Annotated in this window: 21 protein-coding genes and 2 pseudogenes; 11 read left to right on the top strand and 12 right to left on the bottom strand. The window is 72.9% G+C overall.

Going from position 1 to position 21,923, the window contains the following annotated elements; all coding sequences use genetic code 11:
* The first annotated feature begins 62 nt into the window (after positions 1-62).
* Positions 63-1,157 carry a DUF5925 domain-containing protein gene (locus ADK41_RS01770; RefSeq protein WP_030825668.1) on the top strand — a complete coding sequence of 365 codons (1,095 nt, stop codon included), beginning with the start codon at positions 63-65 and terminating at the stop codon, positions 1,155-1,157.
* A gap of 173 nt (positions 1,158-1,330) precedes the next feature.
* Here the strand turns inward: ADK41_RS01770 and ADK41_RS01765 are convergent, their stop codons facing one another.
* Complete coding sequence (locus ADK41_RS01765; protein WP_030825665.1) at positions 1,331-1,699, bottom strand: GntR family transcriptional regulator; 369 nt, start codon at positions 1,697-1,699, stop codon at positions 1,331-1,333.
* 71 nt (positions 1,700-1,770) lie between these two features.
* On the opposite strand from ADK41_RS01765, the gene ADK41_RS01760 reads away from it, so the two are divergent.
* Positions 1,771-2,700 (top strand): GNAT family N-acetyltransferase, encoded by a 930-nt coding sequence (locus tag ADK41_RS01760; protein ID WP_030825662.1) that lies wholly within the window; start codon positions 1,771-1,773, stop codon positions 2,698-2,700.
* On the top strand, positions 2,681-3,181 hold the full coding sequence (locus tag ADK41_RS01755; protein WP_030825660.1) for a DUF402 domain-containing protein: 501 nt from the start codon (positions 2,681-2,683) through the stop codon (positions 3,179-3,181). Before ADK41_RS01760 ends, ADK41_RS01755 begins: the two co-directional genes overlap by 20 nt.
* A gap of 10 nt (positions 3,182-3,191) precedes the next feature.
* Here the strand turns inward: ADK41_RS01755 and ADK41_RS01750 are convergent, their stop codons facing one another.
* Positions 3,192-3,812: a class I SAM-dependent methyltransferase gene (locus tag ADK41_RS01750; RefSeq protein WP_030825657.1), complete on the bottom strand. Its 621-nt coding sequence runs from the start codon at positions 3,810-3,812 to the stop codon at positions 3,192-3,194.
* Positions 3,813-3,950: 138 nt separating this feature from the next.
* Here ADK41_RS01750 and ADK41_RS43830 point away from each other — a divergent pair, with 138 nt between their 5' ends.
* Together ADK41_RS43830 and ADK41_RS01745 are read left to right on the top strand one after the other, a co-directional pair.
* Positions 3,951-4,085, top strand: a complete 135-nt coding sequence (locus tag ADK41_RS43830) for a hypothetical protein (protein ID WP_106979451.1) — start codon at positions 3,951-3,953, stop codon at positions 4,083-4,085.
* Positions 4,086-4,285: 200 nt separating this feature from the next.
* The gene (locus ADK41_RS01745) at positions 4,286-5,335 is read left to right on the top strand and encodes a lytic polysaccharide monooxygenase auxiliary activity family 9 protein (RefSeq protein WP_030825654.1); all 1,050 of its coding nucleotides are present in this window, start codon (positions 4,286-4,288) and stop codon (positions 5,333-5,335) included.
* 72 nt (positions 5,336-5,407) lie between these two features.
* Here the strand turns inward: ADK41_RS01745 and ADK41_RS38615 are convergent.
* Both ADK41_RS38615 and ADK41_RS01740 read right to left on the bottom strand, forming a co-directional pair.
* Positions 5,408-5,587, bottom strand: a pseudogene (locus tag ADK41_RS38615) (lipase); the annotation flags it as partial.
* A pseudogene (locus ADK41_RS01740) lies at positions 5,572-6,135 on the bottom strand (RNA-guided endonuclease TnpB family protein); the annotation flags it as partial. The pseudogenes ADK41_RS38615 and ADK41_RS01740, both read right to left, overlap by 16 nt.
* Between ADK41_RS01740 and ADK41_RS01735 the strand changes: the two are divergent.
* Entirely contained in the window at positions 6,134-6,463 is a 330-nt protein-coding gene (locus ADK41_RS01735; protein ID WP_234318738.1) for a cupin domain-containing protein, read from the top strand. The pseudogene ADK41_RS01740 and the gene ADK41_RS01735 overlap by 2 nt on opposite strands.
* A 52-nt stretch (positions 6,464-6,515) precedes the next feature.
* On the opposite strand, the gene ADK41_RS01730 is transcribed toward ADK41_RS01735, so the two are convergent.
* The 3 genes from ADK41_RS01730 to ADK41_RS01720 all read right to left on the bottom strand — a co-directional run bounded on the left by ADK41_RS01730 (position 6,516) and on the right by ADK41_RS01720 (position 10,545).
* On the bottom strand, positions 6,516-7,598 hold the full coding sequence (locus tag ADK41_RS01730; RefSeq protein ID WP_051843141.1) for a S1 family peptidase: 1,083 nt from the start codon (positions 7,596-7,598) through the stop codon (positions 6,516-6,518).
* 584 nt (positions 7,599-8,182) lie between these two features.
* On the bottom strand, positions 8,183-9,088 hold the full coding sequence (locus tag ADK41_RS01725) for a S1 family peptidase (RefSeq protein WP_030825643.1): 906 nt from the start codon (positions 9,086-9,088) through the stop codon (positions 8,183-8,185).
* A gap of 296 nt (positions 9,089-9,384) precedes the next feature.
* Positions 9,385-10,545, bottom strand: a complete 1,161-nt coding sequence (locus ADK41_RS01720) for a DUF5685 family protein (RefSeq protein WP_030825640.1) — start codon at positions 10,543-10,545, stop codon at positions 9,385-9,387.
* A 292-nt stretch (positions 10,546-10,837) separates the two neighbouring features.
* Between ADK41_RS01720 and ADK41_RS01715 the strand changes: the two genes are divergently transcribed.
* A complete protein-coding gene (locus ADK41_RS01715; RefSeq protein WP_030825637.1) occupies positions 10,838-11,275 on the top strand; it encodes a cell division protein SepF in 438 nt (145 codons plus the stop codon).
* A gap of 36 nt (positions 11,276-11,311) precedes the next feature.
* Here ADK41_RS01715 and ADK41_RS01710 read toward each other — a convergent pair whose 3' ends face one another.
* Together ADK41_RS01710 and ADK41_RS01705 are read right to left on the bottom strand one after the other, a co-directional pair.
* Positions 11,312-12,502, bottom strand: a complete 1,191-nt coding sequence (locus ADK41_RS01710) for an acyl-CoA dehydrogenase family protein (RefSeq protein ID WP_030825633.1) — start codon at positions 12,500-12,502, stop codon at positions 11,312-11,314.
* A gap of 112 nt (positions 12,503-12,614) precedes the next feature.
* Positions 12,615-14,219 carry an MFS transporter gene (locus tag ADK41_RS01705; protein ID WP_030825630.1) on the bottom strand — a complete coding sequence of 535 codons (1,605 nt, stop codon included), beginning with the start codon at positions 14,217-14,219 and terminating at the stop codon, positions 12,615-12,617.
* 262 nt (positions 14,220-14,481) lie between these two features.
* On the opposite strand from ADK41_RS01705, the gene ADK41_RS01700 reads away from it, so the two are divergent.
* Together ADK41_RS01700 and ADK41_RS01695 are read left to right on the top strand one after the other, a co-directional pair.
* The gene (locus ADK41_RS01700; protein ID WP_030825626.1) at positions 14,482-15,804 is read left to right on the top strand and encodes a glycosyltransferase family 39 protein; all 1,323 of its coding nucleotides are present in this window, start codon (positions 14,482-14,484) and stop codon (positions 15,802-15,804) included.
* A gap of 238 nt (positions 15,805-16,042) precedes the next feature.
* Positions 16,043-17,044 (top strand): phosphatase PAP2 family protein, encoded by a 1,002-nt coding sequence (locus tag ADK41_RS01695; protein WP_030825624.1) that lies wholly within the window; start codon positions 16,043-16,045, stop codon positions 17,042-17,044.
* Between the two features lie 57 nt (positions 17,045-17,101).
* Here ADK41_RS01695 and ADK41_RS01690 read toward each other — a convergent pair whose 3' ends face one another.
* Positions 17,102-17,317: an I78 family peptidase inhibitor gene (locus tag ADK41_RS01690; protein ID WP_030825621.1), complete on the bottom strand. Its 216-nt coding sequence runs from the start codon at positions 17,315-17,317 to the stop codon at positions 17,102-17,104.
* A 424-nt stretch (positions 17,318-17,741) separates the two neighbouring features.
* Here ADK41_RS01690 and ctaD point away from each other — a divergent pair, with 424 nt between their 5' ends.
* The gene (ctaD, locus tag ADK41_RS01685) at positions 17,742-19,433 is read left to right on the top strand and encodes an aa3-type cytochrome oxidase subunit I (protein ID WP_030825618.1); all 1,692 of its coding nucleotides are present in this window, start codon (positions 17,742-17,744) and stop codon (positions 19,431-19,433) included.
* A gap of 90 nt (positions 19,434-19,523) precedes the next feature.
* On the opposite strand, the gene ADK41_RS01680 is transcribed toward ctaD, so the two are convergent.
* Both ADK41_RS01680 and ADK41_RS01675 read right to left on the bottom strand, forming a co-directional pair.
* Positions 19,524-20,822 carry an ABC transporter substrate-binding protein gene (locus ADK41_RS01680; protein ID WP_030825615.1) on the bottom strand — a complete coding sequence of 433 codons (1,299 nt, stop codon included), beginning with the start codon at positions 20,820-20,822 and terminating at the stop codon, positions 19,524-19,526.
* Entirely contained in the window at positions 20,791-21,363 is a 573-nt protein-coding gene (locus ADK41_RS01675) for a hypothetical protein (protein ID WP_030825612.1), read from the bottom strand. Before ADK41_RS01675 ends, ADK41_RS01680 begins: the two co-directional genes overlap by 32 nt.
* Positions 21,364-21,445: 82 nt before the next feature.
* Here ADK41_RS01675 and ADK41_RS01670 point away from each other — a divergent pair, with 82 nt between their 5' ends.
* On the top strand, positions 21,446-21,922 hold the full coding sequence (locus ADK41_RS01670) for a hypothetical protein (RefSeq protein WP_030825609.1): 477 nt from the start codon (positions 21,446-21,448) through the stop codon (positions 21,920-21,922).
* Position 21,923: the final 1 nt, after the last annotated feature.

The following is a 21,923-nucleotide window of genomic DNA, read 5'->3' as shown; positions in this document are numbered from 1 at the left end:
GACCGTGCGCGTGCACCCGGAAACCGGGTGCGCGCGGCGCCCGTGTGACCGATCATGGCGGCATGTCCGCGCAACCGCACGACGCACTGCCGATCCGGCTCAACGTCGACGACAGCGACTCCCCGTCCGACGTCGTCGACGCGCTGTTCCTCGGCCGCTTCGCGACGGGCGAGCAGCCGTACTCGCACGCCGTCAACATCGACCGCGTACGCTCCGGCGCGACCCTGCTGCCCGCGAACGCGCGGGTGCTGCGGATCGCCAGGGACGACGACCGCAGCGCCACCCTGGCCGAGGGCGAGGGCTGGACGCTGCTGGTCTCCCGCTGGAACCGGGGGGCCGACGTCACGGTCACCGCGACCAGCGCCGACCTCGCCGCGAGGATCCTGGGCGAGGCCACCGACGGCGCGGCGGACGAGCCCGAACCGCAGCCGGAGAACGTCACCATGGGCTTCTGGTACGTCTCCCCGCGGCGCGGCCCGCACCGCACCACCCGGCAGATCTCGGCGGGCACCTGGGAGGAGATCCGGCCCAACTACACGGCGCCGGTGGCGGACGCGATGGACCGCCTGATGAAGACCACCCCCGAGGACATCTCGGGCCGGCTGCTCCTGCTGCACGGCCCGCCGGGCACCGGCAAGACCTCCGCGCTGCGCACGCTGGCCCGGTCCTGGCGGGACTGGTGCCAGGTGGACTGCGTGCTGGACCCCGAGCGGCTCTTCGGTGACGTCGGCTATCTGATGGACATCGCGATCGGCGAGGAGGACGCGACGGGCAAGGGCCGCTGGCGGCTGCTGCTCCTGGAGGACTGCGACGAGCTGATCCGGGGCGAGGCCAAGCACACCGCCGGGCAGGCGCTGTCCCGGCTGCTGAACCTGACGGACGGTCTGCTCGGCCAGGGCCGCAACGTCCTGGTGGGCGTCACCACCAACGAGGACCTGGAGCGCCTGCACCCGGCCGTGGTCCGCCCCGGCCGCTGCCTCGCCCGGATCGAGGTGGGCCGGCTGACCCGCGCGGAGGCGGCGGACTGGCTGGGCTCCGAGGAGGGCGTCGGCCGCGAGGGCGCGACCCTGGCCGAGCTGTACGCCCTGCGCCGGGGCACCTCCCCCACGTCCCTCCCGGAACCCCGCGGGGACGCGGACGCGGGCCTGTACCTGTAGGTGCTTCGACGGCCGTACGACCCCTGTTCGCCGGGACGCCGGGGATCGGTACGAGGACCGACGAGGGGCAAGCGACACGGCCGACGCTCACCCGCACCCCTCAGGGGCGCGGGGAACTGCGCGACCGGCCGCAACGGACCCGCAACTGAGATCAAACCCCGCCGCGACGGCGCTCACGCCCCGTAAGCCGCACGCAGTGCGTCCCGCACGGCAGCCAGCGCCGCCTCCTCCGAGCCGCCGAGCCGCCGCGCCCTGGCGGCGAAATCCTGCGCCGCGGACGCCAGCTCCCGCTCCGCCGCCGCCCCCGCCGCGGCGATCAGCGTCCCGTTGCGCCCCCGCGTCTCGATCACCCCGTCCGCCTCCAGCGCCCGGTACGCCTTGGCCACCGTGTTCGCGGCGAGCCCGAGCGTCTCGGCCAGCCCCCGCACCGTCGGCAGTCTGTACCCCACGGGCAGCGCTCCCGACCGCGCCTGCTCGGAGATCTGCGCCCGTACCTGCTCGTACGGGGGCGCGCCGTCATCGATCCGGATCTTCAAGGTCACGGCCCGATTGTCGCGCACCCCGGCGGAAAATGAGAGGCGCCCCGAACCCGCCCCCCGTAGCGTGCGCCTCCATGACCGTCACCGTTCGCGATCTTCTTCCCGACGCCCGCGCCGACCTCGAGGGCTTCGCCCGTGTCCGGCACGCCGCGCTGCCGTTCTTCCTCGTCACCCCGGAGTCCCTGGCCCACGACCTGGGCCACCTGCACCCCGACGCCCACTACCGGCCCCTGGTCGCCGTGGCCGACGGCGAGGTGATCGGCACGGCGCAGGTGCACCTGACCCACGAGAGCTCCGAGCCCGGCCAGGGCAACGTCAACGTGTACGTGCACCCCGGGCACACCCGCCGGGGCGCCGGGACGCTGCTGGTGCGCGCCGCCGAGGAGCACCTGGCCGCGCACGGGGCGACCAGGCTGTTCGCCTGGGTGCTGGACGAGCCGGGCAACCGCGCCTTCGCCGAGGCGCACGGCTACCGTGCGAGCCGCTCCGCCCACTTCCTCCGCCTGGACCTGGCGAACGGCGCCCTCCCCCCGCTGCAGGACCCGCCGCCGGGCGTGGAACTGCGCCCGGGTTCGGACTTCGCCGGTGACCCGCGCCCGCTGTTCGCACTGGACGCGGAGACGACGGCGGACGAGCCCAGTGACGTGGACTACGCGTTCACGGACTACGAGGCCTGGCTGGAGGAGACCTGGCGGCACCCCCTGTTCAGTCCCGGGCTGACCACGGTGGCGCTGGTCGACGGCCGCCCCGCCGCCTTCTCCGCGGCCCGCACGGACGGCGGCACCCGGTACGCCACGGCCATGACCGGCACCGCCCGCGCCCACCGCGGCCGGGGCCTGGCCAAGCTCGCGAAGAACGACTCCCTGCATCGCGCCCGCGCGGCCGGGTACACGGAGGCGTTCACGGGCAACGACACCGGGAACGGGCCGATGATCGCGATCAACAAGTGGTTCGGGTACGAGATCTGCGGAACGGAGGTGCGGTATGTCCGCGCACTCGGCTGACGGGCCGACGCGGGTGGAGGTCGTGCTCGTCAAGGCGGGACGGATGAAGATCCGCTACCCGGCCGAACTGCTCGCCGACGACGGCACCCGCGCCACCGTGCGCGCCCCCTGGGCGGGTGACGGCGTGCGCGACTTCGGTTTCGTCCGCTTCGAACCCGGTGACGTGTTCACGGAGCACTACTGGCGCGACCGGTGGTACTCGGTGAAGGAGGTCCGCGCCGCCGACGGCACCCTCAAGGGCCACTACTGCGACATCACCCGGCCGGCCGAGTTCTCCGGCGGCCGGCTGGTCGTCGAGGACCTCGACCTGGACCTATGGGTCTCCGCGGACGGCACGGACGTACGGCGGCTAGACGAGGACGAGTTCGCGGCGAGCGGTCTGCTCACCACGGATCCCGAGGCGGCGGCCGCCGCGGTGGCCGCCCTCGACGAGCTGGACGCCCGGGCCCGCGAGGGCGGGTTCGGCGCGCTGCTCGCCTGAGGGCGCCGGATCAGTCCGGGACCGCGACCACCGCGTACCGCTCGTCGTCCACGTCCCGGCCCCACAGCGCCGTGTCCGGGGACAGCCGCTCCACGCCCACCCGCCCGCCGAGCGGGGCCAGGAGGGCGGCGAGCCGGCCGGCGGGTATGCCGACCGGGCTCACCGTCCCCCACACCCCCTCGACCAGCACCAGCCGTCCTCCGGGCCGCAGCGGGTCCCGCCAGCGCCGCAGCGCCCGGTCCGGTTCGGGCAGCGTCCACAGCACGTGCCGGACCAGGACGGCGTCGTAGCGCTCCTCGCCGACCGGTGGCGCCGTCGCGTCGCCGACGAGGAACACGGCGTCACGCCCGGCGAGCTTCTCCCGGGCGAGCGCCACCATCGCCGAAAAACGGTCGACGCCGGTCACCCGGTGCCCCCGCCCGGCCGCGAGGAGGGACAGGCTGCCGGTGCCGCAGCCGAGGTCGAGGACGGCACCGGGCCGCCCCGGCAGCCAGGCCCGCAGCCGCGCCGCCCAGGCCGCGCGCACCTCCGGATCGCGCAGCCCATGGTCCGGATCCTCGTCGAACGCGGCGGCCTCCGCGTCCCAGTCGACACCGTCGGTACCCGCCCCGTCACCGCCGTGGATCGTCATGGCCCCAGAGTGACACCCCCCACTGACAATCGATTCGTGACAGCGGCCACAGACAGAACGGGACCGATGAGGAACTCTCCCCCGAAAGGTCCGCCTCCGTGAGAACACGGAACCCGGTGGACCCCGAAGGAGGCAGCCATGCGCCGTGTCACCGTGCAGAAGCCCCCGAGGAGGACGGACACCCGCCGGATCCGTGAGGAGGCCGACGAGCGCCCCGCGGGACGACCCGAGGTCCGCGAGGACATCGCCCGCACCTGGTGGCCCGACGGCTGACCGTCCCGGCACCCGCCCGATCCGGCGGGCGCCTACCTGATCCCAGCCTGAGCACTCCCTTAACGCGGCCATAAGGATCTCCCTCCGCGGCCTTCGACAGGCGATTCCGCTGGTTCGGGGGGCTAGTTTCTGAGCCACCCCCACGGGATTCACCACCCCCCACCCCGATCCAGTGATCGCTGTCGAGGAGTTGCTGCCCCATGCCCGCACGCCGCAAGGCCGCTGTCGCCACCGCCGTCGGCCTCGTTCCGCTCGCCCTGACCGGGCTGTCCGCCGCGCCGGCGTCCGCGCACGGTTCGATGGGCGACCCGGTCAGCCGGGTCTCGCAGTGCTACGCCGAGGGCCCGGAGAGCCCGAAGTCGGCGGCGTGCGGGGCGGCGGTCGCGGCCGGCGGCACCCAGGCGCTGTACGACTGGAACGGCATCCGCATCGGCGACGCCGGCGGACGCCACCGGGAGCTCATCCCCGACGGCGAGCTGTGCAGCGCCGGCAACGAGGCGTTCAAGGGGCTCGACCTGGCCCGCGCCGACTGGCCGGCGACGAGCGTGAGCAGCGGCTCGCACACCTTCGAGTACCGCGTGACCGCCCCGCACAAGGGGACTTTCACGGTGTACATCACCAAGCCCGGCTACGACCCGTCGCAGCCGCTGGCCTGGGACGACCTGGACCTGGCGAACCCGGTGGCGACCGTCACCGACCCGGCCGCCTCGGGCGGGTTCTACACCTTCGCCGGCACCCTCCCCGAGCGCTCCGGCAGGCAGCTGCTGTACGCGGTCTGGCAGCGGTCGGACAGCCCGGAGGCGTTCTACTCCTGCTCCGACGTCGTCTTCGGCGGCGGATCCCAGGCGGGTGGGGGCAAGGCGGGCAGCGGCGAGGCCGCCGCCGGCTCGGGCGGGACCCCGAAGGAGGCCGCCGCCCCGGCCCCGGCCGCCTCCGCCCCGTCCGAGGAGCAGATCGAGGCGGGCGCCGGCAGGTCGACCGTCGAGAACCACGGGCACGGCGACGACGACCCCCACACCTCGGCGGAGCCGGCCGCGGCGGACGGCGACACCGCCTCGGAGACCGCCGACGACGGCGCCACCGCCAACCGGCCGAAGGCAGCGGGATCGTCGCGGAACCTCGCGGAGACCGGCGGAGACGGCACCACCCCGTACCTGATGATCGGCGGCGCCGCGGCGCTGGCGCTCGGCTCGGCGGCGCTGTTCGCCTCCGCGCGACGGCGCACGGCGACCGGGCGGCACGGCCGCTGAAGGTGACCCGGGGCCCCGTCCGGCGGCTCAGGCCGGACGGGGCCCCGCCGCGCGCGCCCGTGTGGACACGTGTCAGCTGAACGCGGAGGCGCAGGTCGTGGGCGTGGCGCGGGCCGGGTCGAGGGCGTTGGCCACCTCGTGGAAGGCGACCCGGTCGAACAGCCCGATCGCCAGGTGCTCGGACAGGTCGAGCGGGCAGAGGTCCTGGAGCAGGACGTTGCGCACGCTCGGCCCGGTCAGGTATTGGCTGCGTTGACATCCTCCCGGACCTGAAGGCCCGGGATTCCCGCCTGCTCCCACACCAGCGGTGTGGGTCGCTTCGGGTGGGTTCCTGCTTCGCCGCGCGGTGCGGGCACGGGTGCCCGTCTTACCTGCGCTCCACAGGCTGTCACCGCCAGTCCAGCGGCCTTGGCGACGTTGACCGCCGCGTTGATGTCCCGGTCCAGGACGGTCCCGCACGCCCCGCACGTCCACACGCGGACGCTGAGCGGCTTAGGGCCGTCCTTGACGCCGCATACGGAGCACACCTGACTGGTGGGCTCGAAGCGGCCGATCTTCACGAAGGTGCGCCCATAGCGGGCGGCCTTGTACTCCAGCATCCCGACGAACGCCGACCATCCGGCGCCGTGGACGGACTTGGCCAGGCGCGTGCGCGCGAGCCCTTTCACCGCCAAGTCCTCCAGGGCGACCGCTTGGTTCTCGCGGATCAGCTTCGTGGAGAGCTGGTGGTGGAACTCGCGGCGTGCGTCGGCCACTCGCGCGTGAGCGCGGGCGACCTTCACCCGGGCCTTGTTCCGGTTGCTGCGAAGCACCGGCACCCCATCTTCACCGACCGGCAGCAGGGAGCTGTGCGCCTGGCGGGGTGAGATTCCCGCCGGCACCAGGGCGCCCGCGCACACCGTCAACCGGGAGGAGATCTTCCATCTGCTCTCCGGCGAACTGCTGATCACCCTCGAGGGCACCACTCACCGTGTCACCGCCGGCGACACGGTGATCATCAACCCCGGCGCGACCCTCGCCGTCGAGAACCCGGCCACCGAGGTCGCCGTCTCCTGGGTCACCACGTCCCGCGGCCTGGAGGCGACCCTGGCCGACGGCACACGCGTGGTGCCGCCGTGGGCCAACTGAGACCGGCCCGCCCCTCCGTGCGGAGGGACGGGCCGTCGCAGGGGGGCGGAGGTCAGCCGATCCGGGCGCCGGTCGCCGCGAGAGCCTCCGTCACCGGCTGGAAGAAGGTCGTACCGCCCGAGGTGCAGTCGCCGCTGCCGCCGGAGGTGAGGCCGACCGCGCTGCCGCCCGAGAAGAGCGAGCCGCCGCTGTCGCCGGGCTCGGCGCAGACCGTGGTCTGGATCAGGCCGTGGACGATGTCGCCGTTGCCGTAGTTCACGGTGGCGTCCAGACCGGTGACCGTGCCGGAGTGCACCTGGGTCGTGGAGCCGCTGCGGGTGACCCGCATGCCGACGGTGGCCTCGATGGTGCCGGAGATCGCCTGCGTGGAGCCGTCGTAGAGGTTCACCTCGCTCGGGTGGGCGACGTCGGCGGTGTACTTGACCAGGCCGTAGTCGTCACCCGGGAAGCTGGACGCCGCGTTCTCGCCGATCACGGTGCCCGAGGAGTCCGACCAGGTGGAGATCCCCTCGGTGCAGTGCCCGGCGGTGAGGAAGTGCGGCTCGCCGCCCTTGGTCACGTTGAAGCCGAGCGAGCAGCGTCCGCCGTCTCCGGTGATGGCGTCGCCGCCCGCCACGAAGGGCTTGTACTCTCCCTTGGTACGCCGCAGTTCGGCCTTGGCGCCCAGCGAGTCGACGACCTCCGCCAGCTTGGCCCACTCGGCCTCGGAGACCGTGCGGTCCGCGGTGACGACGATCTTGTTGGTGGTCGGGTCGGTCACCCAGGCGGTGCCCGGGACGGTGGCGTCCTGTTCGAGGGTGGTGCGCGCGCTCTTCAGCTCGGCGAGGGAGTTCGCCACGACTCTCGCCCTGGCGCCGGCCGACTCGACGGTCTCGGCCGCGGCCTCGTCGAGCACGTTCACCACGAGGGACTCGCTCTTCGCGTCGTAGTACGTTCCCGCCGCGTCGGCGCCCAGGTCCTGGGTGAGCGTCGAGGCGAGCTTTCCGGCCGCTCCGACCGAGAGGGGCCGGGGCGCGAAGTCCGCCGGAACCTCGCTGGCGTTCGCAGTCTGGAAGGTGACCGCGCCGGCGGCCAGCGCGGCGATGCCCGCACCCGCCACGACCGCACGTCGCCCGGGTATGCGTCGGTGCTTCAACTCACGTCCTCCTGTGGGGGGACGGTCCGGAAGGTCGTGGGGGCCTCTCCGGACCGGAAGGTGTACGGCTGCGGGGGCAGAACACGAAAGAAGCCACGTCCGCGCCGGTCGAACGGCGCCCACTCTTCCGAACCCGACAGGGGGCACACAAGGTCGACTTCAGGACGCGCGTACGGCAACGACCTCACGCCCCCTATGTCCTGACAGGCCATGGACACGCAGGGCGGTTCGGACTGCAAACGCTACGGGTGAGTAACCGGCGGCGGGATGCGCGGAAGCCGACCTTGGCTTGAATTCGCCCCTCCATGGCCCTGCCCCAGGAGCGGCGCGGCGGGCGGACGTTGCTCCCGCACCGGTCCCGGGGCCGGTGGCGCGGGGTGTCGGACGCGTCCGCGGTCCGCCTCGGCCCGGCGCGCCGCGGACCGCTTCACGGTGTCGGGCGGGGAGACGTCCTCGGGCCTCGACGCGGTCGGTCCGCACGTCCCGGACAAGGGCGAGCCCCCGCACGGCTGTCGCGTGCGGGGGCTCGTCGTGCTGCCGGCTGCGAGGGGACCGGTGGCGCCGGCCGGTCCCGGCGGGCCGGCCTAGTAGACGCTGACGCCGTAGGCGCTCAGGGCCTCCGTCACCGGCTGGAAGAAGGTCGTGCCGCCGGAGGAGCAGTTGCCGCTGCCGCCGGAGGTCAGACCGTACGCGGTGCCGTTGCTGCCGTAGAGCGCGCCGCCGGAGTCGCCGGGCTCGGCGCAGACCGTGGTCTGGATGAGACCGGAGACGATGTCGCCGCCGCCGTAGTTGACGGTGGCGTTCAGGGCGGTGACCCGGCCGCTGTGGGTGCCGGTGGTGGAGCCGTCACGGATGACGGTGGTGCCCACGCTCGGGGTGGCCGCGCGGGTGATGTCCACGCCGTTCGCGGTGCCGGGCCGGCTGACGGACCCGGTGTACCGGACGATGCCGTAGTCGTTGCCCGGGAAGCTGGACCCGGCCGTCGAGCCGATGGCCGTGGTGCGCGCGGAGTTGGAGTACCAGGTGCCCGCGCCGTCGGTGCAGTGACCGGCGGTCAGGAAGTACTGGGTGCCGCTGCTGTCCTGGACGTTGAAGCCGAGGGAGCAGCGCCAGCTGCTCGCGTAGATGGCGTCGCCGCCCTGGATGAGCTTGCTGATCTTGCCCGGGGTGCGCTTGACGGTGATCGCACCGGCTTCGTCCCCGGCCTGCCGCTTGATCTTGTTGATCTCGGCCTGGGAGACGGTGCTGTCGACGGTCAGGAGCACCCGGTTGGTCTTGCTGTCGACGGCCCAGGCGGTGCCCGGGACGTCGGCCTTCAGCACCGAGCCGCTGACGCTCTTGAGCTCGGCGGAGCTGAAGGTGGTGGGGGTGTCGGACGCGTTCGCGCTGGGGACCGCGATCGCGGCGGCGGCCACGAGGCCGGTGGATACGGCGATCAGCCGAGTCCGTCTCGAGATGCCGCTGCGGGGGGTGGTGCGCTTGATCCTCACTTCTCGTTCCTCCACAAAGGAAGTAGGGGGCCCTCGTGGGGTTGTGGGCCCGGTGAGGCGCAGCCAGGGAGCCGGGTGCCCGGATTCCGAACACGCCGTGCTCCTGACAAGCGCTGTGGGCGAGTATTCGGCCGACCGACCGTTCGGCGCAAGGGTGCCTTTTGGACGTCGACCTTTGAACCGTCTAGGAGATTTGGTCCGGGTGCGAGACTGCGTTACCAGTGGTCACACCCGCCTCACGACCGGTCGAACAACCGCACGGTGTCCGGAATTCGCCCCTCCGGATAACCGGTCCGTCAGCAGTCGCAGCCGCAGTCGCACCCGCTGCAGCAGCCGTCCTCACCGCAGCAGTTGCAGCACTCACAGCAGTTGCAGCAGTCGCCGCACCCGCTGCAGTCGCAGTTGGTGCAGGGCCCCTGCCTGGACTCGCGGGTCCAGGGGTCCTCGTAGGTGCCGCAGCACAGTTGGCAGGTGCAGGCGAGCCCCAGCCACACGGCGCAGCCGGCCAGCAGCCCGCGCCGGTCGCGGCGCGGCGGCCCGGGGGGCAGCGGGCCACCGGGAATGCCGGGCGGCGCGTAAGGGCCGGTTCCGTGGGCACAGGAGACCGTACCGAAGGCACGATGGACGGAGTTGGGCAACTCATGGACGAGCAGCCGGTGCGCGAGACCGCCGTCCTCGAACTCCACCTCGCGCAGGGCGAGCCGGATGCCGTGCACCGCGTCGTCGGCGAGCCGGCGGGCCTCCTCGAGCGGGGTCCCGGTGGCGGCGAGCGGGTTCCAGGCGCCCGAGGCGGCGTCGGCATCCCGGTCCTCCACGGCGTCCAGGAGATGCGCGAGACGCCCGAAGAGGCGTCCGGCCTCCGCGAGCGGTACGGCGTTGCGCGGCCGGCCGGCCAGCACCGCGGTGTGCGCGAAGGCCGCGGCCGTCGCGGTCTCGGTCGGCTCGGTGACGGCGAGGATCGGGGTGCCGGGCCCGGCGAGGGCCTCGATGCCGGTCTGCCGGTCCACCGCGTCGACGAGGACGGCGGTGTCGAACCCGACGGCCGAACCGCTCCGCGCCCCCGCCCGGTCCCAGCTCGCCGCGACCCGGCGCGCGGCGAGCGCGACCGGTCCGCGCGCCAGCACCCCGTCGCCGTCGGCGACATGGTCGCGCACCTTGGCGGAGGCGAGGACGAGGGAGACGGCCGCCGCGAGCCGCGCACCCTCCCCGTGCGCGACGGACGCGGTGCGCATGCCGCGCAGCGGGCACGGCCCCGCGGTGCGCCGCCCCGCGGCCGGGCGTTCCGCCTGAGCCTCCGTCAGGACGGATATGAGGAGCCCGTCGTAGTTGGTGACGATCCGCGCGAGCTGCCCGTGGTCCCCGCGCAACGCGAGGCACAGCCCGCACAAGTGGGCCGTCCACTGGGCGGTGAGCTTCTCCCCGAGCCGGTGCCGACACGGCCTGACCATTCCGAACACGACATTCCCCCGTGCGGTTGTGCGACGTCGAGCGGCGGCATCGTATCGACCCGGGCGTTCACCCGTACGCACCCGTCCTCACCCGTACGCCGGGAAGAATCATATTTCACTCACAGTCAGCAGCCGTTTACACCAAGACCCTTGGGAAACCCGGACTCTCGACGGACGAGCTGTGCACCAGTACCGTCACAAACCCCCCGCGCGGCGTCTATCCACTTGGCGCGACCTCCGCATCATGGACGACCATAGGGATGCGGAAAGACAAGAAAGACCGCTGTGAGAGGAGGCGTCCATGGGATCGGTACGCAAGGCGAGTGCCTGGCTTGGCCTCGTCGACGACAACGAAGACGAGCGTTACTACGACGACGACTACTCCGACGGGACCGAGCCCGGCGAGGCCTGGGTCACCGATCCGCGGGTCAAGGTGGCCGCGGACGTCGCCGAGGAGAGGGGGCGCCGGATCGGCACGGTCACCCCGGACGGCTTCCGGGACGCCCGCGCCATCGGCGAGCTGTTCCGCGAGGGCGTTCCCGTCATCATGAACCTCACGGCCATGGACGCCGGTGACGCCAAGCGCGTCGTCGACTTCGCCGCGGGCCTGATCTTCGGCCTGCGCGGTTCCATCGAGCGGGTGTCCAACCGGGTGTTCCTGCTCAGCCCGGCCGACACCGAGGTCGTCAGCGGCGAGCCTGCCGCGCACCGTTCGGACGGCTTCTTCAACCAGAGCTGAGGCAGGGCCGCGCACCGGCCCTGCCTCCCCGGAGGCTCACCGGAAGGCGTCGAGCCCGGTGAGCGCCTTGCCCAGCACGAGCTGGTGCATCTCGACGGTGCCCTCGTAGGTGAGCACCGATTCCAGGTTGGTCGCGTGCCGCATCACCGGGTACTCGAGCGAGATCCCGTTGGCGCCGAGGACCGTCCGCGCCGTGCGGCAGATGTCGATGGCCTCGCGGACGTTGTTGAGCTTGCCGAAGCTGACCTGCTCGGGACGCAGGCGGCCGGCGTCCATGCGCCGCCCCAGGTGGTGGGCGAGCAGAATCCCCTTGTGCAGTTCGACCGCCATGTCGGCGAGCTTGGCCTGGGTCAGCTGGAACCCGCCGAGCGGCCGCCCGAACTGCTCCCGCGTCCTCGCGTAGTCGACCGCCGCCTCGAAGCAGCTCCGCGCGGCGCCCATCGCACCCCAGACGATCCCGTACCGGGCGTGCGACAGACAGCTGAGCGGGCCCTTCAGGCCGGTCGCCCCGGGCAGCACGGCGTCGGCGGGCAGCCGTACGTCGTCGAGGACCAGCTCGCTGGTGACGGAGGCGCGCAGCGACCACTTGTGCTTGATCTCGGGCGCCGAGAACCCGGCGCTGTCGGTGGGCACCACGAAGCCGCGGATCCCGTCGTCGGTCCGCGCCCACACCACGGCGACACCGGCCACGGACCCGTTGGTGATCCACATCTTGCGCCCGTTGAGCACCCAGTCGGCGCCGTCCTTCCTGGCGTGCGTGCGCATCGAGGCGGGGTCGGAGCCGACGTCGGGTTCGGTGAGCCCGAAGCAGCCGATGACCTCGCCGGACGCCATCCGCGGCAGCCACCGCCGCTTCTGCTCCTCGCTGCCGAAGCGGTGGACGGCGTACATCGCGAGGGACCCCTGCACGGAGACCAGCGACCGGATCCCGGAGTCGGCCGCCTCCAGCTCCAGACAGGCGAGTCCGTACTGGACGGCGCTCGCGCCCGCGCAGCCGTAGCCGTCCAGGGACATGCCGAGCGCGCCGATCCCGCCGAGCTCCCGGGCCAGCTCCCGGATGCCGGGCAGCTCGCCCTTCTCGTACCAGTCGGCGACGTACGGGAGCACGCGGTCGGCGGCCCAGGTGCGCACGGTGTCCCGGACGGCCAGGTCCTCCGGCTCCAGCAGGTCGTCGAGGCCGAGGGGGTCGGCGGGGTCGAAGGGGGGCGGCTTCACGGACGCGGACATGGGGCACCCTCCGGGGCTGGTCCGGGACATCAACCAGCGCTGCTGGTCACGGCTCGGGGCGACGTTACGACGCGGCCTCCCGCACGTCCACCCGGCCGGGACGGGGTACGGATCACACCTTCAGCTCGGAGACCCGGCGCTCCGCGGCCTCCCGCGGCGCGGGCACCTCCACGGCCGGCGGCTCGCACTGCATCGCCCGCGGCAGGCGCAGCGCCATCGCCGCACCGAGCAGCAGCAGACCCGCGCTCACCAGCAGGGTCACGTGCAGTCCGTGCACGAAGGAGTGGCGCGCCGCGTGGCGCAGGGCGGCCCCGGCGGGTCCGCCGAGCCGGTCGGCCACCTCGTAGGCCTCCCCCAGCGAGTGCGAGGCCGCCGAGGACGCCGCCGCGGGCACCCCGGGTATGCCGGTGAGGCCGGGCGCGTAGGCCGCGTTCATCACGCTGCCGAGGAGCGCGATGCCCATGCCGGCGCCCAGCTGGTAGGAGGTCTCGCCGATCGCGGCCGCCCCGCCGGCCCGGTCCGGCGGCGCCTCGCTGAGCATCGACTCGTAGGCCCCGAACAGGGTGGTCTCCAGACCGAAGCCGAGCAGCACGAAACCGGTCAGCAGCAGCGGCCAGTCGTCCTGTCCGCCCATCGCGGTCAGGACCACCACCGCGGCGGCCGTCAGGCAGAAGCCGGAGCAGACCATGCGGCGCGGGCCGAAGCGGCGCAGCATCCGCGCGCCCGCCAGACCCGCCGCCATCGCCGCGATCGTCAGCGGCAGCAGGCGCAGCCCGGTCTCCAGCGGGGAGAGCCCGAGCACGAGCTGGAGGTACTGGGCCGCGATCAGCTCCAGGCCCACCAGGGCGAGCATCGCCAGCACGATGCAGCCCACCGACGTGCTGAACGCCGGCCGGGCGAACATCCGCAGGTCGACCAGCGGATGCGCGCGGCGCCGCTGCCGGCGCACGAAGACGGTCAGCAGTCCGGCGCCCACGAGCAGCGGCAGCACGGTCCACACACCGAAGGCGCCGCCGCCGAGCCGCTTCACGCCGAGGACCACCGCGAACAGTCCGGCGGCGGCCGTCAGCGCGCCGGCCACGTCCCAGGGGCCGTTGTCGTCGCCCTTCGACTCGGGCAGCAGGAGCCGCCCGACCGGGAGGCTGACCAGCATCAGCGGGATGTTGACCAGGAACACCGAACCCCACCAGAAGTGCTCCAGCAGGAAGCCGCCGAGCAGCGGGCCGACCGCCGCGCCCACGGCGGCGACCGCGCTCCAGACGCCGATGGCCAGGGCCCGTTCGCGCCGGTCCGGGAAGACCTGGCGCAGGATCGACAGCGTCGCCGGCATGATCATCGCGCCGCCGACACCGAGCAGCGCCCGCGCCACGATCAGCACCTGGGCGTTGTCCGCCAGGGCCGCCGCGCCGGAGGCGACGCCGAACAGGGCGTAGCCGAGCAGCAGGACGCGTCTGCGGCCGACCCGGTCGCCGAGGGTGCCGAAGAGGATGAGCAGCGAGGCGCAGACCAAGGGGTAGGCGTCGACGATCCAGAGCAGCTCCATCGCGCCGGGCCGGAGGTCCTCGGTGACGGCGGGGACCGCGACGTGCAGCACGGTGGCGTCGACGGCGACCAGCAGCAGGCTGACGCAGAGGACGACGAGCACCACCCAGCGGTTGGCACCGGCCCCGGCCGCCCGACGGCGCAGCGCGACGGCGGCCGTGGTCGTCCCGGACATGTACGTACCTCCCAGATGTTCCCTCGCGATCGGCGGGCTCACGGGGTCGGGGACTCCCCCGTGACTCGGCCGGAGAGGAGCGGTGGTCCCCGGCCCGCGCAGCGAACGGCGAGTGACACGTCAGAGTACGCGAGTGGGAGCCGGGGTCCAGTGGCGGACCTCTCACTGCTCCGGCAGATCGGTGTGGCGTACACCACTCCCTTCGTCGGGGTCGCCCGCCCGCCGGACGGGCCGGTTCCGCGCCGGGTCGATAATCGGGCGCGTGAACGATCTCGACGTGCGCGTCGTCCCGACCCGCCCCGGAGCACTGCGCCGGGCCGCGCCGGCGCTCCTCGGGTACGCCGCCGTGCGTGCCCTGGGCCTGGTCGTGCTGGCCCTGTGGAGCGGGGCGCGCGGCAAGGACGCGTACACCCTGCTGACCGCCCGCTGGGACTCGCTCTGGTACGCGGGGGTCGCCGGGTCCGGGTACGGCCACGAGGTACGGCTGCCCAGCGGTGACGTGCACTCCGACCTGGCGTTCTTCCCGCTGCTCCCCTGGCTGGAGCGGCTGGTGGCGGCGGTGTCCCCGCTGTCGTACGCCGACGGGGGCTTCGTGGTGAGCCTGGTCGCCTCGCTCGCGGCGGCCTGGGGGATCTTCGCGGTGGCCGACCACGTGTACGGGCGCCGGGCCGGGGTGTGCGCGGTGCTGCTGTGGGCGGTGCTGCCGGTCGGGATCGTTCAGTCGATGGCGTACAGCGAGTCCCTGTTCACCGCGCTCGCCGCGTGGTCGCTGTACGCCGTGCTGACGGGGCGCTGGGTGACGGCGGGCGTCCTGGCGGGCCTGGCGGGGCTGACCCGTCCGGTGGGGCTGGCGGTGGTCGCGGCGGTGTGGGCGGGGGGCGCCGCCCCGTTCCTGCGCGCACGCGCGCGCGGACACGTCCTCGCGCGCGGCCGCTCCTCCTCCCGGGACCGCGCTTCTTTCGTGCGGGATCGCAGCACGGCGCTCGAGGGCGGCGCACGGTCCGGGGAACGCGCCGGTACTCCCGTGATCGCCCGGCGCGTCCGGGCTCCGAAGGGCGCTCCGCACTCGGCGGACGCCCCCGGCGTGCGCCTGCGCCGGGTGCTCGGCGCGTTCCTCGCGCCCCTCGGAGCCGCCGGTTACGTCCTGTGGGTCGGCCACCGGACCGGCGGCGGGCCCCTGGGCTATCTCGACGTGCAGGCCGGGTGGCGGAACGGCTTCGACGGGGGGTACGCCTTCGCCCGCTTCGTCGCCGGCACGTTCACGTCGCTCCCGTCCGCCCCGGCGGGTCTCGCACTGGTCGTCGGCGTCGGCCTCGTGGTGTGGCTGTACGCCGTCTGCGTGCGGCAGCGCCAGCCGCTCCCCCTGCTGGTGTACGCCGGGGTCGTCACCGTGCTCGCCCTGGGCGCGTCGAGCTACTTCGGCTCGAAACCGCGGCTGCTGCTGCCCGCCTTCCCCCTGCTGCTGCCCCTCGCCCTGGCCCTGGCCCGGCTGCGTACGCCCAGGTCCGCGCTGGTCGTGGGGGCGGTCGCGGCGGCCTCGGCGGTGTACGGGGCCTTCTGGCTGAACGGCTCCGGTCCGCCCTGACCCGCCCGGGGCGGGCGATGAGCGCCGGGGAAATTCCGCACCAGCCCCCGGTGAACTCATTCAAAAGCGCGATAAAACCCTTCCCCGGAATGATCAAAGGAATTGAAGTCCGCGCCGTCCGGGGTTTGCGGATTCACCGGCGATAAAGCTCCTCCTGAGAGGAATGCCACATCACATCGTCATCACAAAGAGGCTGATTCGACGGGGTCCCGCACTCACTCGCTGTAACGTCGATTGGGTGCGTACCGAACGGAAGCCCACCCGTCTGGACCGGGTGTTCGCGAGGCTGGATCGTGAGCCGGAACGACCGGCCCACATCGGCGTGCCGCGAATGAGCCGGCACCGGGTGGTGCTGTTCGGCGCCGCCCTGGCCTTCTATCTGGCGATCGTGTGGGCCGTGCTGATCACCTCCTGGCTGGTCCGGCTGGACTGGCAGGTGATGTTCTTCCGCCCCTACCAGCAGTGGTCCGAGATCCACGCCTTCGTCGACTACTACGTGGTCCTCGGCCAGCGCGGTCCGACGGCGGTGATGGTGGCGGCCTGGCTGGGCTGGCGCTCCTGGCGGCAGCACACCCTGCGTCCGCTGCTCGCCCTCGGCGTCTCCCTGTTGCTGCTCAACGTCACCGTGGGTGCCGCGAAGTACGGCATGGGACGCCTCGGACCGCACTACGCGACCGAGATCGGCTCGAACGAGATGTGGCTCGGCGGCGATATATTCCCCAGCGGCCACACCGCCAACGCCGTGGTGACCTGGGGGATCCTGGCCTATCTGGCCTCCACCCCGAGAGCCCGCCGCTGGCTGTCCGCGCTGTCGGCCGTGACCTCGCTCGGGGTCGGACTGTCCACCGTCTACATCGGGACCCACTGGCTGAGCGATGTGGTCCTGGGCTGGGTCGCGGGCCTGCTGATCCTGCTGGCGCTGCCCTGGTTCGAGCCGGTGATCGCCCGCGCGGAGACGCGGATCCTCGCCCTGCGCGCCCGCCGGCAGGACCGTCGGGGAGGCACCGCGAAGGCCGGCCCGCTCGGACGGCCCGTCGTGCTCACGCCGCTCACCGGCCGCGCGGACACGGCTCCCGAGCCGGTCGCCGCGGGCCGTCCGGCCTCCCGGTCGCCCGCCCGTCTGGCGCCCGGGCCGCACACGACCCGCGCGGAGCGCTCCCCGGTCACCCCGGCGGGCAGCCGCCGCCCGCCGCACGCGGAGCGCCACCCGCGCGGTACGACGTCGGCGGCCCGCCCCTGACGGACGCGCACGCCACGGCCCCGGCCCCGGCGGGGGAACCGGGGCCGTCGCCGTGTGTCAGCCCTTCCAGGCGCGTGCCACCAGGCCGCCTCGCACCTCGAAGTTCAGCCGGCCCGTGCGGTATTCCATGGTGATGATCGCCCCCGGGGGCAGCGCCCGCACCGTCGACCAGCCGCGCTCGCGCGCGAGGTGCTCGGCCCGGTCCGCCGTGAGGCCGACGTAGGCGTCCGGACTGTCGTGGGGTTCCGCGGAGGGTGTCGGAATGGGTGCCATGCGGCCACGCTATGCCCTGGCCCGGGAGCGGGGAAGCCGGAGGCCCGGACACCGGGCCGGATCCCCCGGCGGTCACACTTCTGTCACAGGATCACGACAGACGTCCGTGACGGTGACCGTCACCCGAACGGACGCTTCGGTACGCCTTCCGCAGGTATTCGAACTCAATTCCCGCGTGTCACACCACGGGTGCGATTAAATCCGGCGGAGAGTTTCGGGGGAAGTGCTCCCGGATCCCATTCCTTTTCCGCCGCCACCCAGGACCACACGGACCGGCGCGCACAGAAAATACGCGTTTCCACCACACGATCCGCCATGTCCTCCGTCGGGGACCGGCAGGGGCGAGCATCATGGCGTGGGCCCGGGGGCACATGTGGCGCGGGCTCCCGGCGGGCCCGGCGGGCGAGAAGCGAAGGGGCGAGCGATGGGGACGCAGACCGTCCAGGCGGCGCCGCGGCCGGCGCGCGGGCCGCGGCGCGGGCGGTGGGTGATCGACTGGCTGACCACCACCGACCACAAGAAGATCGGCCACCTCTACCTGATCACGTCGTTCGTGTTCTTCCTGGTCGCCGGCGTGATGGCGCTGCTGATGCGCGCCGAACTGGCCCGGCCCGGCCTGCAGCTCGTCGGCAACCAGCAGTTCAACCAGATGTTCACCCTGCACGGCACGATCATGCTGCTGCTGTTCGCGACCCCCAGCTTCGCGGGGTTCGCCAACGAGCTGATGCCGCTGCAGATCGGCGCGCCCGACGTGGCCTTCCCGCGGCTGAACATGTTCTCGTACTGGCTGTTCCTCTTCGGCGGCCTGATCGTGCTCGGTTCGCTGCTGGTGACCGGGGGACCGCCGGCCTTCGGCTGGTTCGCCTACGCGCCGTTGAACAGCATGCGGTACTCCCCCGGCCTGGGCCCGGACCTGTGGATCATGGGTCTCGCGCTGTCCGGCTTCGGCACCATCCTGGGCGCGGTCAACTTCATCGCCACCATCGTCGGGATGCGCGCCCCCGGGATGACGATGTTCCGGATGCCCCTGTTCACCTGGAACACGCTGTTCACCTCGATCCTGATCCTGCTGGCGTTCCCGGTGCTCGCGGCGGCGCTGCTGGTGCTGGAGGCGGACCGGCGGTTCGGCGCGCAGGTCTTCGAGGCCGCCCACGGCGGGGCGATCCTGTGGCAGCACCTGTTCTGGTTCTTCGGCCATCCCGAGGTCTACATCATCGCGCTGCCGTTCTTCGGCATCATCACCGAGATCATTCCGGTCTTCAGCCGCAAGCCGCTGTTCGGCTATCTGACGCTGGTGGGCGCCACCATGGCCATCACGGGCCTGTCGGTCGTGGTGTGGGCGCACCACATGTTCGCCACCGGCGCGGTGCTGCTGCCGTTCTTCTCCTTCATGAGCTTCCTGATCGCGGTGCCGACGGGCGTGAAGTTCTTCAACTGGACCGGCACCATGATCAAGGGGTCGCTGTCCTTCGAGACACCGATGCTGTGGGCGACCGGGTTCCTGGTGTCGTTCCTGTTCGGCGGGCTGACCGGGGTGCTGCTGGCGTCGCCGCCGCTGGACTTCCACGTGACGGACTCGTACTTCGTCGTCGCGCACTTCCACTACGTGGTCTTCGGCACCGTCGTCTTCGCGACCTTCGCCGGGTTCTACTTCTGGTGGCCCAAGTTCACCGGGAAGATGCTCGACGAACGGCTCGGCAAGATCCAGTTCTGGACGCTGTTCGTCGGCTTCCACACCACGTTCCTGGTGCAGCACTGGCTGGGCGCCGAGGGCATGCCGCGCCGCTACGCCGACTACCTGGCGGCGGACGGCTTCACCGCGCTGAACACCGTCTCCACCATCGGCGCCTTCCTGCTCGGCATGTCCACGCTGCCGTTCCTCCACAACGTCTGGAAGACCGCCAAGTACGGCGAGAAGGTCGAGGTCGACGATCCCTGGGGCTTCGGGCGTTCCCTGGAGTGGGCGACCTCGTGTCCGCCGCCCCGGCACAACTTCACGACGCTGCCCCGGGTCCGTTCGGAGTCGCCGGCGTTCGACCTGCACCATCCGGAGTACGCGGCCGTGACGCCCCAGCCCGAGCCGGAGGGCGAGCAGGCCGGCTCCGAGCCGCGTTGACCGCGTCGGTCGGGCGGATGCGGCGGACGTGCCGGGGTGTCCGCCGTGCGGGCGGGCCCGCCGGTGGCCGCCGGCCCGAAGGGGCGGGCGTCAGGGCTCATAGGCCAGTCGCGGCACCGTGAAGCAGGTGCGGTTCATGTCGCCCTGCGACACCCAGCCCTCGCCGTCCCGCCAACGGGCCACGGACAGACAGGCCCGGCCGGTGGCCGGCGGCTCGGGCGACGGCCGGAACGAGACGGGCAGCAGCAGCCCGCCCGCGGTGTAGCCCCGGGCGCGGCCGACGTGGGCGTCGACGCACGCGCGCGTGATGCCCGTGGGGGCGCAGGACTCCGCCGCGTCGGTGAACCAGCGGGCGGCGGCCCAGCCCTCCAGCTGCCACTGGGAGTGCGTCTCCAGGCCCTCGGTGGCGTCCCGGAAGGCGCGTACGGCCGGATGGCCGGTGTCCTCGTAGTTGCGGCTGGAGCCGGTCGCCCACAGGGCGTTGCGGCAGTGCGGGGCCTCCTTGTAGTCCTCGGCGACGGTGGACGCCCAGTTCTGCACGTTGGTGACCTTGGCGGTGACCTGTGCGCCGACGTCGTCCATGGCCCGGCACAGGCGGGCGTTGCCGTGGCCGTCGATGGCGTCGAAGACCAAGTCGGCGCCCTGCTGCTTCAGGTCGGCGGCCACCGCGCGGAAGTCGGGCAGCGCGAAGTCGACCTGTTCGGTGACCACCCGGTAGCCCTCGGCCCTCAGGCCGCGTTCGACGAGCCGCGCGTAGGCGGCGGACGCGGCCTGGTTGTAGGAGACGACGGCGGCCGTGCGGGCCCCGTGCTCGCGCTTGAAGTAGCGGTAGACCTCGGTGCCGCCGTACAGCTTGCCGTCCCAGCCGGGCGTGCCGTTCCTGGGCGCCTCGCTGCCGTGGACGCCGTAGAGGTGCGGATAGGTGTCGTAGGCGGCGCCGATGGGCTGGCCGCCGACGTCGGGCACGCCCGCGCGGGAGACGCGGGGGGCGCCCGCGTAGTCCAGGGCGGTGGTGGCGACCAGGGCGACGACCTTCTCCTCGTCGATCAGCCTGCGCACGCACTCGTTGTTGCCGACGCCGCTGCCGCCGTCGTCGCACAGCCGCGCCTCCACGCGCCGGCCGTCGATGCCGCCGCGCGCGTTGAGCCGGTCGAACCAGGCCTTCGCCCCGTCGCGCGGGCCGGTGAAGACGTTGCCGCCGACCGGGCTGGTGGCACTGGTGACGATGCCGACGCGGATCGGCTCGCGGGCGCTCCGGGTGGGTGCGGGCGAGCGGTCGTCGTGCTCGAAGTCGCTCTCCGGCAGCCGGCTTCCGCAGGCCGCGGTCAGGGCGAGGAGCACGGCCGCGGCGAGGGCCTCAGCAGCCCGGGATGTCCGGTGGCGACTCATCGCCGCTCAGCCGCACCAGCGCGCACAGGGACTTGACCGACACCTTCCAGGTGCCGTCGTCGTCGACGGACGTCCCGGAGGCGTCCGGGAGGGCGGTGGCGCCCCTGAGGGTGAGCGTGAACGTCACGTCCGCCTCGGTCGGCGAGGTGAACGCGACGTCGGTGACCTTCGCCCGGACCTGTCCGGCGCGGTCGTCACCGCTGAACGCCTCGAGCACGGGGCCCAGCATCTCGCCGTTCTGCAGGAGCTTCTTCTTCTCGTCCACCGGGGTGGCGGGGTCGAAGAACTTCTCCCAGTTCTGCCGGATCTCCCGCTCGGCCGCCCCCGGGTCCGCGGGCGCGCTGGCCGGTGCGCTCGTCGTACCGTCCGCCGACGGGGTGGGGGACGAGCCGTAGCCACCGCCGCCGTCGCCGCCGCACGCCGCGAGGCCCGGCGCGAGGAGCAGGAACAGCGCCGCGGTCAGCGACGTGCCCCGTCCCGCCGCCCGTGGGCGGCGCCCCGTCCGGATGTTCCCCCGCCCGATGCCACTGCCGAGAACCATCTGGCTCACCAATCGGGTGTCGGTCCGGACCCTGCGCGCCCGGTGCTTTCAGGGTCGGCCTCCAGGGGGCATAGTGCAAACCATGCGGACAGTCCGACTGCGGATCGCGCACCTCGTCCTCCGGGCGGGCTGGACCGCGCTCGCCGCCGGCGCGGTGCTGTGCGTCATCGGCTGGTACGGCGTCTCGGGCGAGCGCTACGCCGAACGGCAGCTGCCCTATCTGGCCTCCTGCAGCCTTCCCGGAGCCGCGCTGATCGTCGCCGGGGCGGTGCTGCTCGCCCACGGCCGGGACGCGGTCGCCGCCACACGCGTGGAGGAGCTGTACGCCCTGCTGGTCGCCGCCGGGTCGGCGGACGCCGACGAGTCGGGGCGGCCGGCCGGCGGACCGGTGGCCGTCAGCGGGGAGACGCTGACGGTGCCGGGCGGGACGCTGTGGCACCGCGCGGACTGTCCGCTGGTCGCGGGGAAGGCGGAGGCGGTTTTGGTGGACGGGAGGCTGGCCGCGAGCGGTGGGCTGAAGCCCTGCCCGGTCTGCGAACCCGCCGAAGAGACCGGCTGAG

The sequence above is a fragment of the Streptomyces caelestis genome (assembly GCF_001279005.1).
Classification (GTDB): domain Bacteria; phylum Actinomycetota; class Actinomycetes; order Streptomycetales; family Streptomycetaceae; genus Streptomyces; species Streptomyces heliomycini.
The sequence above is the reverse complement of the archived record's forward strand: the minus strand, read 5'-3'. Positions and strand labels throughout refer to the sequence as shown.

Coding starts and splice junctions, on each gene's coding strand:
- ADK41_RS01770 (WP_030825668.1), top strand. CDS start 63: ATGTCCGCGCAACCGCACGACGCACTGCCGATCCGGCTCAACGTCGAC.
- ADK41_RS01760 (WP_030825662.1), top strand. CDS start 1,771: ATGACCGTCACCGTTCGCGATCTTCTTCCCGACGCCCGCGCCGACCTC.
- ADK41_RS01755 (WP_030825660.1), top strand. CDS start 2,681: ATGTCCGCGCACTCGGCTGACGGGCCGACGCGGGTGGAGGTCGTGCTC.
- ADK41_RS01750 (WP_030825657.1), bottom strand. CDS start 3,812: ATGACGATCCACGGCGGTGACGGGGCGGGTACCGACGGTGTCGACTGG.
- ADK41_RS43830 (WP_106979451.1), top strand. CDS start 3,951: ATGCGCCGTGTCACCGTGCAGAAGCCCCCGAGGAGGACGGACACCCGC.
- ADK41_RS01745 (WP_030825654.1), top strand. CDS start 4,286: ATGCCCGCACGCCGCAAGGCCGCTGTCGCCACCGCCGTCGGCCTCGTT.
- ADK41_RS01715 (WP_030825637.1), top strand. CDS start 10,838: ATGGGATCGGTACGCAAGGCGAGTGCCTGGCTTGGCCTCGTCGACGAC.
- ADK41_RS01710 (WP_030825633.1), bottom strand. CDS start 12,502: ATGTCCGCGTCCGTGAAGCCGCCCCCCTTCGACCCCGCCGACCCCCTC.
- ADK41_RS01705 (WP_030825630.1), bottom strand. CDS start 14,219: ATGTCCGGGACGACCACGGCCGCCGTCGCGCTGCGCCGTCGGGCGGCC.
- ADK41_RS01690 (WP_030825621.1), bottom strand. CDS start 17,317: ATGGCACCCATTCCGACACCCTCCGCGGAACCCCACGACAGTCCGGAC.
- ctaD (WP_030825618.1), top strand. CDS start 17,742: ATGGGGACGCAGACCGTCCAGGCGGCGCCGCGGCCGGCGCGCGGGCCG.
- ADK41_RS01680 (WP_030825615.1), bottom strand. CDS start 20,822: ATGAGTCGCCACCGGACATCCCGGGCTGCTGAGGCCCTCGCCGCGGCC.
- ADK41_RS01675 (WP_030825612.1), bottom strand. CDS start 21,363: ATGGTTCTCGGCAGTGGCATCGGGCGGGGGAACATCCGGACGGGGCGC.
- ADK41_RS01670 (WP_030825609.1), top strand. CDS start 21,446: ATGCGGACAGTCCGACTGCGGATCGCGCACCTCGTCCTCCGGGCGGGC.